The 15,248-nt window shown below is 64.2% G+C and carries 14 protein-coding genes and 1 pseudogene; 14 read left to right on the forward strand and 1 reads right to left on the reverse strand.

Features of this window, described 5'->3' with window-relative positions; genetic code table 11:
• Window positions 1-79: 79 nt before the first annotated feature.
• The 5 genes from QCE63_RS22990 (at window position 80) to QCE63_RS23010 (ending at window position 4,228) form a co-directional block, all read left to right on the forward strand.
• Window positions 80-340 carry a hypothetical protein gene (locus QCE63_RS22990; protein ID WP_309836243.1) on the forward strand — a complete coding sequence of 87 codons (261 nt, stop codon included), beginning with the start codon at window positions 80-82 and terminating at the stop codon, window positions 338-340.
• 119 nt (window positions 341-459) lie between these two features.
• Window positions 460-1,434 carry a sulfonate ABC transporter substrate-binding protein gene (locus QCE63_RS22995; protein ID WP_309836244.1) on the forward strand — a complete coding sequence of 325 codons (975 nt, stop codon included), beginning with the start codon at window positions 460-462 and terminating at the stop codon, window positions 1,432-1,434.
• Between the two features lie 49 nt (window positions 1,435-1,483).
• Window positions 1,484-2,632 carry an FMNH2-dependent alkanesulfonate monooxygenase gene (gene ssuD, locus QCE63_RS23000; protein ID WP_309836245.1) on the forward strand — a complete coding sequence of 383 codons (1,149 nt, stop codon included), beginning with the start codon at window positions 1,484-1,486 and terminating at the stop codon, window positions 2,630-2,632.
• 7 nt (window positions 2,633-2,639) lie between these two features.
• Window positions 2,640-3,425, forward strand: coding sequence for an aliphatic sulfonate ABC transporter permease SsuC (gene ssuC, locus QCE63_RS23005; RefSeq protein WP_309836246.1), 786 nt, complete (start codon window positions 2,640-2,642; stop codon window positions 3,423-3,425).
• Window positions 3,422-4,228 carry an ATP-binding cassette domain-containing protein gene (locus tag QCE63_RS23010; RefSeq protein WP_309836247.1) on the forward strand — a complete coding sequence of 269 codons (807 nt, stop codon included), beginning with the start codon at window positions 3,422-3,424 and terminating at the stop codon, window positions 4,226-4,228. Before ssuC ends, QCE63_RS23010 begins: the two co-directional genes overlap by 4 nt.
• Window positions 4,229-4,267: 39 nt before the next feature.
• On the opposite strand, the gene QCE63_RS23015 is transcribed toward QCE63_RS23010, so the two are convergent.
• On the reverse strand, window positions 4,268-4,906 hold the full coding sequence (locus tag QCE63_RS23015) for an NAD(P)H-dependent oxidoreductase (RefSeq protein ID WP_309836248.1): 639 nt from the start codon (window positions 4,904-4,906) through the stop codon (window positions 4,268-4,270).
• Window positions 4,907-5,134: 228 nt separating this feature from the next.
• Between QCE63_RS23015 and QCE63_RS23020 the strand changes: the two genes are divergently transcribed.
• From QCE63_RS23020 to QCE63_RS23060, 9 genes and pseudogenes are all read left to right on the forward strand, one after another.
• Entirely contained in the window at window positions 5,135-5,728 is a 594-nt protein-coding gene (locus QCE63_RS23020) for a nitroreductase family protein (RefSeq protein WP_309836249.1), read from the forward strand.
• 82 nt (window positions 5,729-5,810) lie between these two features.
• A pseudogene (locus QCE63_RS23025) lies at window positions 5,811-6,509 on the forward strand (GNAT family N-acetyltransferase); the annotation flags it as partial.
• A gap of 186 nt (window positions 6,510-6,695) precedes the next feature.
• Window positions 6,696-8,048, forward strand: a complete 1,353-nt coding sequence (locus tag QCE63_RS23030) for an LLM class flavin-dependent oxidoreductase (RefSeq protein ID WP_309836251.1) — start codon at window positions 6,696-6,698, stop codon at window positions 8,046-8,048.
• A gap of 149 nt (window positions 8,049-8,197) precedes the next feature.
• Window positions 8,198-9,205, forward strand: a complete 1,008-nt coding sequence (gene deoC, locus QCE63_RS23035) for a deoxyribose-phosphate aldolase (RefSeq protein WP_309836252.1) — start codon at window positions 8,198-8,200, stop codon at window positions 9,203-9,205.
• A 27-nt stretch (window positions 9,206-9,232) separates the two neighbouring features.
• A complete protein-coding gene (locus QCE63_RS23040; RefSeq protein ID WP_309836253.1) occupies window positions 9,233-11,623 on the forward strand; it encodes an aldehyde dehydrogenase family protein in 2,391 nt (796 codons plus the stop codon).
• Between the two features lie 61 nt (window positions 11,624-11,684).
• Window positions 11,685-12,167: an RbsD/FucU family protein gene (locus QCE63_RS23045; protein WP_309837306.1), complete on the forward strand. Its 483-nt coding sequence runs from the start codon at window positions 11,685-11,687 to the stop codon at window positions 12,165-12,167.
• Window positions 12,164-13,096, forward strand: coding sequence for a ribokinase (gene rbsK, locus QCE63_RS23050; protein WP_309836254.1), 933 nt, complete (start codon window positions 12,164-12,166; stop codon window positions 13,094-13,096). Before QCE63_RS23045 ends, rbsK begins: the two co-directional genes overlap by 4 nt.
• On the forward strand, window positions 13,093-14,133 hold the full coding sequence (locus QCE63_RS23055; protein WP_309836255.1) for an ABC transporter permease: 1,041 nt from the start codon (window positions 13,093-13,095) through the stop codon (window positions 14,131-14,133). Before rbsK ends, QCE63_RS23055 begins: the two co-directional genes overlap by 4 nt.
• Before the next feature lie 58 nt (window positions 14,134-14,191).
• The gene (locus QCE63_RS23060; protein ID WP_309836256.1) at window positions 14,192-15,196 is read left to right on the forward strand and encodes an autoinducer 2 ABC transporter substrate-binding protein; all 1,005 of its coding nucleotides are present in this window, start codon (window positions 14,192-14,194) and stop codon (window positions 15,194-15,196) included.
• Window positions 15,197-15,248: the final 52 nt, after the last annotated feature.

Here is a 15,248-nt window from a genome sequence, read left to right on the forward strand (position 1 = left end):
GCATTGCAGAAAAGTTTGTTTGCCGGAATTTTTGCAACGGTCTAGATTCGAGATATCGACGCCACGCGGGAGCGCAGCCATGCAGCACATCCTGACTCGTTATTGGCAAACTCTCTCGACTTCCGTGCGGGAGAGGCGCGATCGCAGCCGGATGCGCGCATTCCAGCGTGTGCGCCAGGACTGCGCATGCGGAACACCGTCCGGCAAGGCGCAGCATGATGATCCACCGAGCCGCACCGAGCGGCTGGAAACCATTGCGCTGTATGCGCGCGCGGGCTACTTCAACATGGGCTATACGGTGGACGTGTTTCAGTCGCCCGCCGATCATCCGCCGGAGTGATGCCATTTTCCTGAATTGATTATGACGATTGCTCGCTTAGCGATGGCTGGACGCGTTGCTAAGATCGATGAACCCAGACGGCATCACCGATGTCACCGTTCATCGCCAGAGGAATCCTCATGTTCGTTCCGGAAAATGTGTCGCGCCGCCGCGCGCTTGTCAGGCTCGCCGCGCTGGGCGCGGGTATGACGGGGGCCTTTAGCGCCGGCGGCACGCTTGCCGCTGACGCATCGAAGACCTTGCGTATCGGCTATCAGAAATACGGCAACTTCGTCGTCTTGAAGGCGCGCGGCACGCTCGACAAGCGTCTCGCGGCGCAGGGCGTCACCGTGCAATGGCTCGAGTTTCCAGCCGGGCCGCAATTGCTGGAAGGACTCAATGCAGGCGCGGTCGATATCGGCACGGTGGGTGAGACGCCGCCCATCTTCGCGCAGGCGGCGGGCGTGGACTTTGTCTATATCGCCAATGAACCGCCCGCTCCCAGGGCGGAGGCCATCGTCGTGCCGCAGCAATCGCCGCTTCGCTCGGTCGCAGACCTGCGCGGCAAGAAAGTGGCTTTGAACAAGGGGTCGAACGTTCACTACCTGCTGGTCGAGGCGCTGAAGAAGGCGGGCCTCGGTTATGCCGATATCCAGCCCGTCTACCTCGCCCCCGCCGATGCACGCGCGGCCTTCGTGCAGGGAAGCATCGACGCATGGGTCATCTGGGATCCTTATCTGGCCGCCGTCGAGAAACAGGCGCATGCGCGGCAGCTCGTCGATGGTACGAACCTCGTCAGCAACGTGCAGTATTACCTCGCGACACGCAAGATCGCGAGCACGCAAGCGCCGCTCGTGCATGCGGTGCTCGATGAACTCGATCAGGTCGATCGCTGGGCGCGCGACAACGTGCCCACGGTAGCGGCGCAACTGTCGCCGCTCGTGGGTCTCGACGCGGACATTCTGAAAACCGCGCTCGGGCGGACGGCATACGGCGTGCAGCCGGTCACAAGCGCCACGCTTGCGTATCAGCAGCGGATCGCGGACGTGTTCACGAATCTCAGGCTTATTCCGAAACAGCTCGATGTGAGCGCGGCGCGCTGGAACGTCGCCTGACGCGCTTGCACCGAATAAAAAACGAGACGCTTACGCAAGGTTTATCGCAATGAATGTTTTCTGGTTTATTCCTACACACGGCGACAGCCGCTATCTCGGCACCACGCAAGGCGCACGTGCAGCGGACTACGACTATTTCCGGCAGATTGCAACGGCCGCCGACACGCTCGGCTACGAAGGCGTGCTGCTGCCCACCGGACGCTCCTGTGAGGATGCATGGGTGGTGGCGTCGAGTTTGATTCCGGCGACGAGGCGTCTCAAGTTTCTCGTCGCGATTCGTCCGGGCCTGAGTTCGCCGGGTCTGTCGGCGCGCATGGCCGCCACGTTCGACCGGCTGTCCAACGGCCGCCTGCTGATCAACGTGGTCACGGGCGGCGACCCGTCGGAGCTCGCGGGCGACGGCGTCTTCTACGACCACGATACGCGCTACGAACTCACCGATGAATTCCTGAGCATCTGGCGCGGCCTGCTGGAAAGCGCGCACGAGAACGGCAGCTTCGACTTCGACGGCAAGCATCTGCGCTCGCAGGGCGGCAAGGTGCTGTATCCGCCGGTGCAGAAGGCGCATCCGCCGTTGTGGTTCGGCGGGTCCTCGCCGGCCGCGCACGAGATCGCCGCAAAGCATGTCGATACCTATCTGACATGGGGCGAGCCGCCTGCGGAAGTCGAGAAAAAAATCAACGACATTCGCCGCCGCGCTGCCGCAGCCGGCCGCGACATCAAGTTCGGCATCCGGCTGCATGTGATCGTCCGCGAGACGGAGCAGGAAGCGCGGGCAGACGCGGATCGCCTGATCAGCAAGCTCGACGACGAAACCATCCGCCGTGCACAGGCTTCGTTCGCGAAGATGGATTCGGAAGGCCAGCGGCGCATGGCCGCGCTGCACGGCGGCAATCGCGACGCGCTCGAGGTGTATCCGCATCTCTGGGCCGGCGTCGGCCTGGTGCGCGGCGGCGCGGGCACGGCGCTCGTCGGAAATCCGGAACAAGTGGCCGGATTGATGAAGCAATATTCGGAACTCGGCATCGACACTTTTATTCTGTCAGGTTATCCGCATCTCGAGGAGTCGTATCGCTTCGCCGAACTCGTGTTCCCGCTGCTGCCGCGCGGCCAGAAGGCCAAGTCCACGGGTCCGTTGTCGGGGCCCTTCGGCGAAGTGATCGGCACCTCGGAGCTGCCGCGTGCGGCGCAGGGCTGAACGGGCGATGAAAATCGAAAAAAACATCACCCGTCATCTGTTGCCATGGGCCGTGCCCGTGCTGATCCTGATTGCCTGGGAAAGCGCGGCACGCAGCGGCGGGCTGTCGGTCCGCGTGTTGCCCGAACCGCTTGCGGTCGTGAAGGCGGCATGGACCCTGATCCTGTCCGGCGAACTGTGGGCCAACGTCAAGGTCAGCGCATGGCGGGCGCTCGCCGGTTTTGCGATGGGCGGTTCGGCGGGCTTCGTGCTCGGGCTGGCAACCGGTCTCAGCAGACCCGCGGAAATCGCGCTCGACTCAACCGTGCAGATGATCCGCAACATTCCCGCGCTCGCGTTGATTCCGCTCTTGATCCTGTGGTTTGGCATCGGCGAGGAAGCCAAGCTCGTGCTCGTTGCGCTGGGCGTGTTCTTTCCAATCTACGTCAATACGTATCACGGTATCCGCTCGGTGGATCGTGATCTGATCGAAATGGCGAAGAGTTATGGGCTCTCCGGATGGGCACTGTACTGGCATGTTGTCCTGCCGGGCGCATTGCCTTCGATTCTCGTCGGCGTGCGCTTCGCGCTGGGGCTGATGTGGGTCATGCTGATCGTCGCGGAGACCATCTCGGCGCAATCGGGCATCGGCTACATGACGATGAATGCGCGTGAGTTCCTGCAAACCGATGTCGTGCTGGTCGGCATTCTGCTGTATGCGCTGCTCGGCAAGCTGGCTGACACGGCCGCTCGCCTCATCGAGCGCGCGACGCTGCGCTGGCATCCGTCCTGGCAGAACGAGGCGCGATCATGAGTTCAGTGAAATCGGCCGCCAGTCGGCAAGCGGACCCGCCCGTGCAACCGGCGCCGCGCACGTCGCCGGGTTCACGGCTGCCGGTCGGGCGCGACAATGCGGGCGCCCAGCGCGGCGGAGGCAAGCACTTCGGCGAACGGCGTGTGCTGCACGATCTGGACCTGTCGATCGAGCGAGGGAGCTTTGTGTCGATCGTCGGGCGCAGCGGTTGCGGCAAGTCCACCTTGCTGCGTCTGATCGCGGGGCTGGAGGACAGCTCGACTGGCGTCGTGCAACGTCATGCCGCGACGCCCGGCGACACCCTCGGCATCCGCATCATGTTTCAGGACGCGCGGCTATTGCCGTGGAAAAGCGTGCTTGACAACGTGATGCTCGGCCTGCCGCGCGGCGCTCGCGAGGACGCACGCGCGACGCTCGCCGAAGTAGGTTTGAGTGGTCGCGAACGCGACTGGCCCTCGCATCTCTCCGGCGGACAGAAACAACGGGTGGCGCTTGCGCGAGCGCTGATGCATCGGCCGGACCTGCTGTTGCTCGACGAGCCGCTCGGCGCGCTCGACGCGTTGACGCGCATCGAGATGCAAGCGCTGATCGAAAAACTGTGGCGTGAACATCGCTTCACCGCCTTGCTGGTGACGCACGACGTGCAGGAGGCGGTGTCGCTGGGAAACCGGATCGTGCTGATCGAGGAAGGGCACATCACGCTGGATACGGAGGTGGCGCTGCCGCGGCCGCGCAGTCGCACGGCCGAACGGTTTGCGGAACTGGAGGAAGCGGTGCTGTCGCGGGTATTGCGCCGGACGTGATGATGAGTCGAGACAGGACGCTGTCTCGACTGGACCGGGTCAACCTTGCACGATGCTCACTTCACGCTCCACCGCGTGATACGCGTCGCCGTCATGCGCGCCGAAGGCCAGCGCGAAGTTCGCTGCCTGGCGGCCCACGGTGCGCAACTGTTCGAGCACCTTCGGGTCCGAGCACGTATCCACCGTCTCGAAGCGCGTCTCCAGCGTGTTGACGGTTGCACCGAAAGGCGTGGGCCAGCCACGCAGCGCATGAACGATGGAACGCAAGGAGGTCAGCACCGTGCCCGCGGCCTGCCATCCGTATGCCGTGACAATGCAGCCGACGGCGCGGCCGTCGAGATACGGACGTTCATCGCTGCGCAATTCCTCGAGCGTGTCGAGTGCGTTCTTGACCAGCCCCGAGACGCCGCCGTGATAGCCGGGCGTGGCGATGACGAGGGCGTCGGCGCTGCGGACAGCCTCGATCAATTCATGCTGCTCGTCCGTGAGCTGCCGTGTTTCTGGCGCGTAGTGCGGCAGGCCATGCAGGAATGCGCCGCCGAACAGTTGCACGCGTGCGCCAGCTTCCTGTGCGCCCTTCAATGACAGGGCGAGCGCGCGCTCCGTGGACGAAGCAGGCCGTGTCGTGCCGCCGATTCCAACCACGAACGGGCGGCGCGATGAGTGTTGTCGAGTCAAGATCGATGCTCCAGATGAACGGGCGGTCCGCCACGCAGCGCATGACAGTCCCGCGGATCATTCATGATAACCAGTGGTTACTCGCACAGGAACGCATGATTTTCGCTAAGGTTATGCATCGAACGTTTCATTCCGCTTTTTATCTACTTGAGACGCTTTGCTTGGGGCCAAGGGATTTCCAGGCGAGGCGCTTAAGCTTTTTCATCTCAACTCGCTTACGCATACACCATGACGGATCGACCCGCACAAACCGACCTTCCCATCCATTCGCTGCTCGCCGAACGCTGGAGTCCGCGCGCCTATTCTGACAAGGCCGTCGCACACGATCAGGTTCTCGCGCTCCTCGAAGCCGCGCGCTGGGCGCCCTCGGCGTTCAATGCGCAGCCCTGGCGCTTCGTCGTGTTCGAGAAGGCGGTGGATCCGAACGCCTTTGCGCGCGCCTTCACCACGCTCATTCCGTTCAATCAGACGTGGAATGCGCCGGCTCAGGTGTTGATCGCCGTGCTGGCGGATACGCTGACTTCGAAGGGCACTGTCAACGCGACTGCGAGCTACGACGCCGGCGCCGCCGCCATGGCGCTGTTGCTGCAAGCTCATGCGCTACGGCTCGCGGCGCACCCGATGAGCGGCTTCGACGCCCCGGCCTTTCAACAAGCCTTCGATATTCCCGAGCGCTATGTGCCGCTCAGCATGATCTCGGTCGCGCATCATGGTGACGCCCAGGCGCTTCCCGCCCAACTTGCCGAGCGCGAAGCCGCGCCGCGTGCACGTCTGCCGCTCGAGGGGATCGCGCATTTCGGCGGCTGGTCGGGCGCTGCCTGAATCCGGCGGGCGCTAGGTCCATGGCAAGGTTTGCGGTACCTTAGCGTACCGAGACCCTTTCACGGCCAGGAGCGCCCGACGTATGACGAGAACCAACGAACATCAGCAGCCGATCGGCGATGCGGTGAATGACTGGACGCCGCGCGAGCGGCCGGCCCGCATCGTTATCGAAGGGAAGCATTGTCGCCTTGAGCCGCTCGACGTGGACCGTCACGGCGCCGATCTCTTCGACGCCTATGGCCGCGCGGCGGACGGACGCGACTGGACCTATCTGTTTGCAGGCCCCTTCACGGATGCCGACGCCTTTCGCGACTATCTGACGAAGGCCGCGGCATCCACCGATCCGCTGCACTACAGCGTCATCGATCTTTCCAACGGCAAGGCGGTCGGCACACTTGCGCTGATGCGCATCGAGCCGGTGCATGGCGTCATCGAAGTGGGCAGCGTGACGTTTTCTCCGCTGTTGAAACAGACGCGCATCTCGACCGAAGCGCAGTTTCTGCTGATGCGTTACGCATTCGATGACCTCGGCTACCGCCGCTATGAATGGAAGTGCGACAGCCTGAACGCGCCCTCGCGCAAGACCGCGCTGCGGCTCGGCTTCGAATTCGAAGGCATTTTCAGGCAAGCGATTGTTTATCGCGGACGCAATCGCGATACCGCGTGGTACGCGATCATCGACCGTGACTGGCCGCGCGTGCGCCGTGGTTTCGAGCGCTGGCTGGCGGACGATAACTTCGCCGCGGACGGCAAGCAACGCGCGTCGCTTGCGCAGTTGCGAGAGGACTGATTCCTGCGCGGCGTGCAATGCATTTCACGCGCCGCGCGCTGAGCTATGCAGTTTTGCTTCGTTTGAAGGCCCTTCGCCGGGCTTGAGAATCGGGGAGCGTGACGCGGCCAGTCGCCAGGGCCGCCGTTTCGCTCCCTGGGCTCTCAAGCAAGTTATCAAGCGAAGGACGATTCCGGCATGACTCGACGAAGCGGGCATCTGCATCTTGGCGCATTTCTCTATCCCACCGGTCATCACATTGCGGCATGGCGCCACCCTCAGGCGGTGGCCGACGCAGGCAGCAACTTCGCGCATTACGCGCAGCTTGCCCAAGCCGCCGAGGCGGCGAAATTCGATCTCGTGTTTCTCGCCGATGGCTCCGGCACGCGCGGCGACGACGCGCCGTTCCTCAGTCGCACCGCGCACAGCTACGTGGCCCAGTTCGAGCCGCTCACGCTGCTTTCGGCGCTGGCAGCGGTGACACAGCGCATCGGTCTGGTCGGCACCGCGTCCACGTCGTTCAACGAGCCGTATCACATCGCACGCAAGTTTGCGTCGCTCGATCACATCAGCGGCGGGCGTGCAGGATGGAATCTCGTGACGTCGTCGAGCGAACATGAAGCGCGCAATTTCGGTCACGACGAACACTTGCAGCACGCGCACCGTTACGAACGCGCCGCCGAGTTCGCCGACGTGGTTGCCGGGCTATGGGACACCTGGGACGAGGATGCCTTTCCGCGCGACAAGGCCTCTGGAATCTTCTTCGATCCCGGCAAGCGCCGCGTGCTGAATCACCGTGGCGCGTTCTTCAACGTGCGTGGACCGTTGAACGTCGCACGCGCGCCGCAGGGACATCCGGTGCTCGTGCAGGCAGGATCGTCGGAGGCGGGCAGGACGCTCGCGGCGCGCACGGCCGAGGTCGTCTTCACGGCGCAGCAGACACTCGAAGACGCAGTGGCGTTCTATGCGGACGTGAAGGGCCGCATGGCGCATTTTGGCCGGCATCCGGATTCGCTGAAGATCATGCCGGGCGTGATGCCGATCGTCGGCCGCACGGAAGCGGAAGCGCGAGACAAGTTCGAGGAATTGCAGGCGCTCATCGATCCTGTCGTGGGCCTGGCGATGGTTTCCACGCTGACAGGCGGTTTCGATCTCTCGTCTTTCCCCCTCGACGGACCGATCCCCGAACTGCCTGAAACCAACGCAAGCAAGAGCCGCCAGTCCCTGATGATCGAACTCGCGCGCCGCGAGAATCTGACGATCCGCCAACTCTATCGCCGTATTGCGGGGGCGCGCGGACATTGGCAGATCGTGGGCACCGCCGCGCAGATTGCCGACGAACTGGAACAGCGCTTTCAGCATTTTGGCGCCGATGGGTTCAACATCATGCCGGCGTTGCTGCCCGGTTCCCTGCATGATTTCATCGACGCGGTGTTGCCGGAACTGCGGCGACGCGGATTGTTCCGCAGCGAGTACGAAGGACGCACCCTGCGCGATCATCTCGGCCTGGCGAAACCGCGCGTTCCACTAAAAAGTGGAATCGCAGCCTGATTTTTTCTGCAAGGGCGCCACAACATGCCGAGCCTGTCAAAGCACCCCCGAACTTTCCCTATGTTACGATCGTAACAAAATTGATATAAGCTGAGATCAATCTATCAAAACATGTTGTGCGTCGCACAAGACGCCGGCACACCGATCTCATGCTGGAAACTGCATCGAAGTCCATCGTCGCGTGGCCTGGGAAGGTTCAGGACCACGCTGGCACGCGTAACCCCGGCGTGCCGTTCGACCTTGCGTGGCTGGATGGGCTGCGCGTCAATCAGTCGGCCGTGGCGCGCCGCGCGTCCACACTCGGCACGCGACGGGCCGTGAAGAAAGACGCGCAGGCGGCGTGGCTGCTGAAGGCCATCACCTGCATCGACCTCACCACGCTGAACGGCGACGACACCCACGGCCGCGTCGAGCGATTGTGCGCAAAGGCGCGCCGGCCCGTGCGCGACGACCTGCTTGACGCGCTCGGCATGCCGCCCGCCTCGATCACGACGGGCGCAGTCTGCGTCTATCACCGCTATGTGAAGACCGCCGTGGACGCGTTGCAAGGCAGCGGCATACCGGTTGCCGCCGTGTCCACGGGCTTTCCCGCCGGCCTCAATCCGCATGAATTGAAGCTGCGCGAGATCGAGGCATCGGTGGCGGACGGCGCAGCGGAGATCGATATCGTCGTCACGCGCGAGCACGTCCTGACAGGAAACTGGAAAGCGCTGTACGACGAAATGCGCGACTTTCGCGCGGCCTGCGGACCGGCGCACGTCAAGGCGATTCTCGCGACGGGCGACATCCGCACGCTGTCGAACGTCGCCAAGGCCTCGATGATCTGCATGATGGCCGGCGCCGATTTCATCAAGACCTCGACGGGCAAGGAAGGCGTGAACGCCACGCTAGACGTCTCGCTCGTCATGGTGCGGATGATCCGCGACTATCTGGCGCGCACCGGCGTCCTGATCGGCTTCAAGCCGGCGGGCGGGGTCTCGACGGCCAAGTCCGTGCTCGAATACCAGATCCTGATGAAAGAAGAGCTCGGCCGCGAGTGGCTCGAACCCGAACTGTTCCGCGTCGGCGCATCGAGTCTGCTGGCGGATATCGAACGCCAGCTCGAACATCACGTGAGCGGACGCTATTCGGCGTTCAATCGTCATCCCGTCGCCTGATCCGCACGACTTCACATTCCAAGCCTCATGAGCGTTGCCGACTATTTCTCCTCGATGGACTACGGACCCGCACCGGAAGACGATCGCGCCGCGCGCGCCTGGCTCGATCAACATGAAGGGCGCTTCGGTCACTTCATCAACGGCGCCTGGCGCGACAGCGATGCCGCCGAGCGTTTCGATTCAAGCGAACCCGCCACGGGCCGCGTGCTCGCATCGGTGGCGCAGGGCGAGCAGGCCGATATCGATGCCGCCGTACAGGCCGCGCATGCGGCGCTCGAAGGCTGGCAGGCCATCGGCGGCGCCGGGCGCGCGCGTCATCTGTATGCGCTTTCGCGCATGGTGCAGCGGCATGCGCGCCTGTTTGCGGTGCTCGAATCGCTCGATAACGGCAAGCCGATCCGCGAGTCCCGCGACATCGATATACCCCTTGTAGCAAGGCACTTTCTGCATCACGCGGGATGGGCCCAGTTGCAGGACAAGGAGTTCGCCGACTGGACGCCGCTCGGCGTGATCGGCCAGATCGTGCCGTGGAACTTTCCGCTGCTGATGCTTGCATGGAAAATCGCGCCCGCGCTCGCGCTCGGCAACACGGTCGTGTTGAAGCCGGCCGAGTTCACCTCGCTCACGGCGTTATTGTTTGCTGAACTCGCACACCGCGCGGGCTTGCCGAAAGGCGTGCTCAATGTCGTGACCGGCGACGGCCGCACCGGCGCCGCGCTCGTCGAACATCAGCGGGTCGCGAAGATCGCGTTCACCGGATCGACCGAAGTGGGCCGCCTGATCCGCGCGAGCACGGCGGGCTCGGGCAAGTCGCTGACGCTCGAACTCGGCGGCAAGTCGCCGTTCATCGTGTTCGACGACGCCGACCTCGACAGCGCCGTGGAAGGCGTCGTCGATGCTATCTGGTTCAACCAGGGGCAAGTGTGCTGCGCCGGTTCGCGCCTGCTCGTGCAGGAAGGCATCGAGGCGCGCTTCGTCGAGAAGCTCAAGCGCCGCATGGACACGCTGCGCGTCGGAGCGTCGCTCGACAAGGGCATCGACATGGGCGCGGTCGTCGACGACATCCAGCTCGAACGCATCCGCGCGCTGGTCGCGAAGGGCGCGAGCGAAGGTTGCGAGATCCATCAGTCGACGCGTGTCGGCGTGCCGGAAGGCGGCGCGTTCTTTCCGCCGACACTGGTCACGAAGGTCTCGCCCGCCTCGACGCTCGCCCAGGAAGAAATCTTCGGCCCCGTGCTCGTGACGATGAGCTTCCGCACGCCGGAAGAAGCCGTCGCGCTCGCGAACAACACGCGCTACGGGCTTGCCGCAAGCTTGTGGAGCGAGAACATCAGCCGCGCACTGGATGTCGCGCCGCGCCTGCAGTGCGGCGTCGTGTGGATCAATGCGACGAACCTGTTCGACGCGGCCGTGGGCTTCGGCGGCTATCGCGAGTCGGGCTTCGGCCGCGAGGGCGGACGCGAGGGCATTTACGAATACCTGAAGCCGCGCGCGTGGGCGAAGCTCCCGCTGCGCAGCGAGAGCAAGGCAGCGCCGGCCGAGCCGGATTCACTGACCGATGCGGGCAACATCAGCGCGCTCGACCGCACGGCGAAGCTCTTCATCGGCGGCAAGCAGGCGCGTCCGGACAGCGGCTATTCGCGACTCGTGCGCGCGCCTTCGGGAGAGATCGTCGGCGAAGTGGGCGAGGGCAATCGCAAGGACATTCGCAACGCAGTAGCGGCCGCGCGCGGCATGACGAAGTGGACGTCGGCGAGTGCGCATAACCGCGCGCAAGTGCTGTACTACCTCGCGGAGAACCTGAGCGCGCGCGCCGATGAATTTGCCCGGCAACTCGTGCAGCGCGCCGGCGCCAGCGAACGGGATGCGAAGCGCGAAGTGGAAGCATCGATCACGCGCTTCTTCACATACGCCGCGTGGACCGACAAGTTCGACGGCGCGGTGCATGCGCCGCCGCTGCACGGCGTGGCGCTGGCGATGCACGAAGCGCTGGGCGTGATCGGCGTGGTGTGCCCGGACGAGGCGCCTTTGCTGGGCTTCGTGTCGCTCGTCGCGCCTGCGCTTGCGCTCGGCAATCGCGTGGTGGCGGTGCCCAGCGAGACGTGTCCGCTGATGGCCACGGACTTCTATCAGGTCGTCGAGACCTCGGATGTGCCGGGCGGCGCGCTCAACATCGTCACCGGCGATGCGCGTTCGCTGACGCAGACGCTCGCTCAGCACGACGACGTCGACGCGCTCTGGTGCTTCCATGGCGCGGCGCTTTCGGCGCTTGCCGAACGCGAGTCGGTCGGCAATCTGAAACGGACCTTCGTCGATCAGGGCCGCGTGTTCGACTGGCACGATGCCGCAAGCGAAGGGCTGCCGTTCCTTCGTCAGGCCGTGCAAGTGAAGAACATCTGGGTGCCGTACGGAGACTGATCAAGGAATTGACCGGGCGTAGATCTCGACAGGAGACGCGCCCATGCATGGAGGAGACGCTGTGCTGAAGAACATCGATCCGCTCTTGAACGCCGACATCCTGCACGCGCTCGCCGCGATGGGTCACGGCGACGAAGTGGTGATCTGCGACGCTCATTTTCCCGCCGATTCCGTGGCGCGCAAAACCGCGCTCGGACGCGTGCTGCGCATGGACGGCGCGAGCGCGCCGCGTGCCGTGCGCGCGGTGCTGTCGGTATTGCCGCTCGACACGTTCGTCGATGACCCCGCGGGCCGCATGGAAGTGGTCGGCGACGCCGCCACGCTGCCGGCCGTACAGCGCGAGGCACAACGCGAAGTGGACGACGCCGAAGGCCGCGCGTTGCCTTTTTCTCCAGTCGAACGTTTCGCTTTTTATGACCGCGCCAGACAGGCTTTTTGCGTGATCGCGACGGGCGAAGCGCGCGGCTATGGCTGCTTCATCTTCAAAAAGGGCGTGCTGCTTGCGCCCGATGCACCCCAAGTTTCAGACGGAGGCTCGCGATGAAGAGCGTCGTCATTCTTGGCATCTACGTGACGGACCTCGCGTTTCGCGCGCAACGCATGCCCTTGCTCGGCGAGACCGTGGCGGGCTCCGCGTTCAAGATGGGGCCCGGCGGCAAGGGTTCGAATCAGGCAGTGGCCGCCGCGCGCGCGGGCGCGGACGTGATCTTCTGCACGCGCATCGGCGCGGATGCATTCGGTGACATCGCGCAGGCCACCTGGTCCGCGGAAGGCATTACGTCGCGGGCCACAGTCATGCAGGATGCCGCTACAGGCGCCGCGCACATCTATGTCGATGAAAACACCGGCGGCAACGCGATCATCGTTGCGGCGGGCGCTGCCGGCACGCTTGTGCCGGAGGACGTGGAGGCCATCGAAGAAGATATCGCGCGCGCGGGCGTGTTCGTCACGCAACTGGAACAACCGATTCCGGCCGCGCGACGCGGGCTGGAACTCGCGCGCAAACATGGCGTGATCACCGTGTTCAACCCGGCGCCTGCGCTGCCGCTCACCGACGACATCTATCCGCTGTGTGACTACATCACGCCGAACGAAACCGAAGCGGCGGCATTGACGGGCGTCGAGATCGCATCGGTCGATGACGCGCGGCGTGCCGCTGACGTGCTGCTCGAGAAGGGCGCGCGTGCCGTGATCGTTACGCTCGGTGAAGCCGGTGCGCTGCTGCATACCGCGCAGGAATCGACGCTCGTGCCGGCGTTCAACTGTGGCCGCGTGGTGGAAACAGCGGGCGCGGGCGATGGCTTCACCGGCGGCTTCGCGGCGTCGCTCGCGCGTGGCGACAGTCCGCTCGATGCGGTGCGTTTCGGTTGCGCGCTCGCGAGCCTTTCGGTTACGCGGCCAGGCACCGCGCCTTCGATGCCACGCCTCGACGAGATCACCGCGGTGCTCGAGCAAAGGAGCGTCACGCAATGAAAGGAGCGAAGTGGCTCGCTGACCGCCAGTTCAATTTCCTGATCGGCGTGAACATTCTGGTCGTGCTGGTCGCCACAGGGTTGTCGCACGGCCAGTTCCTCGACATCGACAATCTCCAGTCGATGGGCGGACAACTGCCCGAGCTCGGCTTGCTCGCGCTCGGCATCATGCTCTCGATGGTATCGGGCAATGGCGGTATTGACCTGTCGGGCGTGGGACTCGCGAATCTCTCGGGCATGGTCGCGGCGCTGCTGCTGCCGCACATGGTCTCCGCCGATGATTCCCCTGCGCTTTATACCGGCGTGTTCGCATGCATCGTCGTGATCGTGGGGCTGCTCGGCGGCCTGTTGAACGGTGTCGTGATTGCCAGGCTCAGGCTCACGCCGATTCTCTGCACGCTCGGCACGCAACTGCTGTTCACGGGCATTGCCGTGGTGCTGAGCAACGGGGCATCGGTGCGGGTCGAATATGTCGATCCGTTGTCGAACATCGGCAATGGCACCTTCCTGCAAGTGCCCATCTCGCTGTGGATCTTCATCGCCGCCGTGCTGGTGCTCGGCTGGGTCCTGAAGCGCACGCCGTTCGGCCTGCGTCTGTACCTGATGGGCACGAATCCGAAGGCCGCGTTCTATGCGGGCATTCCGCGCGCGCGCATGCTGATCGTCACGTATGGACTGTGTGGCGTGCTCGCTTCGCTTGCCGGGTTGATCAGCGCGACGCATACGTCCAGCGCCAAATGGGACTACGGCAACTCGTATCTGCTGATCGCGATCCTGATCGCCGTGATGGGCGGCGTGAATCCGGCAGGCGGTTATGGGCGCATCGTCTGCGTGTTCCTTGCGGCGACGGTGCTGCAATTCCTGTCGAGTCTGTTCAATCTGCTCGGCGTATCGCAGTTCTTCGGCGATTGCGCTTGGGGCTTTCTGCTGCTCGCGTCGCTCGCCTTCGCTGGCGGCGAACCGGTGCGCGCGATCTTCGGCATCGGCGGGGCTGCGCCCAAAAGCAAAGCGCCGCCGCCCGCATCGACCGGACGCTAGTGTTGCGTGTGACATATCAAAGAAGCCAATTCAATCGATACCTGAAGGAGACAACGCAATGAAGCTCAACAAGCTCGCCCCCGCGCTGACCGCGGTCGCACTCGCCGCTGGCGCCATCGCCGCGGCGCAGGCCGCGACCAACGAGACCATCGTGACGGTCGTCAAGGTGACCGGCATCAACTGGTTCAACCGCATGGACGAGGGCGTGAAGGAGTTCGGCAAGGAGAATCCGAACATCAACGCCTATCAGACAGGACCGGGCCGCGCCGATGCCGCGCAACAGCTCAAGATCATCGAGGATCTGATCGCGAAGAAGGTCACCGCCATCGCCGTGGTGCCCTACGATCCGCCGACGCTCGAACCCGCGCTCAAGAAAGCAATGGACCGCGGCATCAAGGTTGTCACGCATGAAGCGGACAACGCGAAGAACACGATGGTCGACATCGAAGCCTTCGACAACACCGCCTACGGCGCGGGCCTGAACGAACGGCTCGCGAAGTGCATGGGTCAGCAAGGCAAGTGGGCGGTGCTGGTCGGCTCGCTCGGCAGCCGTTCGCAGGTGCAATGGGCCGACGGCGGCATCGGCAATGCGAAGGCCAAGTATCCGAAAATGGATCTCGTCGAGCCGAAGCTCGAGACCAACAACGACGGCGAGCGTGCCTATCAGGTCGCCAAGGAAGTCTTGCGCAAGCATCCGGACCTGACCGGCTTTCAAGGGTCGTCCTCGCTGGATGTGATCGGCATCGGCCGCGCCGTTGAAGAGGCGGGCAAGGTCGGCAAGATCTGCGTGTACGGCACGGGCTTGCCGACGGAAGCCGCCAAGTTCCTCGAAAGCGGCGCGGTCAACGGCATCGCGTTCTGGGATCCGAAGCTCGCGGGCCTGGCGATGAACAAGGTCGCGCAGATGCTCGTCGAGGGCAAGGAAGTCCAGAACGGCACTGACCTCGGCATCACCGGCTACAACAAGGTGACGGTCACGAAGGGCCCGGGCAAGGGCGTGATCGTGCGCGGCACCGGCTGGGTCGATGTCGACAAGACGAACTACAAGCAATACAACTTCTGATGTGACCTGCGCGGCGTGCTTTTGCGGAAGCGCGCCGCGTGCCCTGGACAGA

Origin of the sequence: Caballeronia sp. LZ065, from assembly GCF_031450975.1 — a bacterium.
GTDB lineage: Bacteria > Pseudomonadota > Gammaproteobacteria > Burkholderiales > Burkholderiaceae > Caballeronia.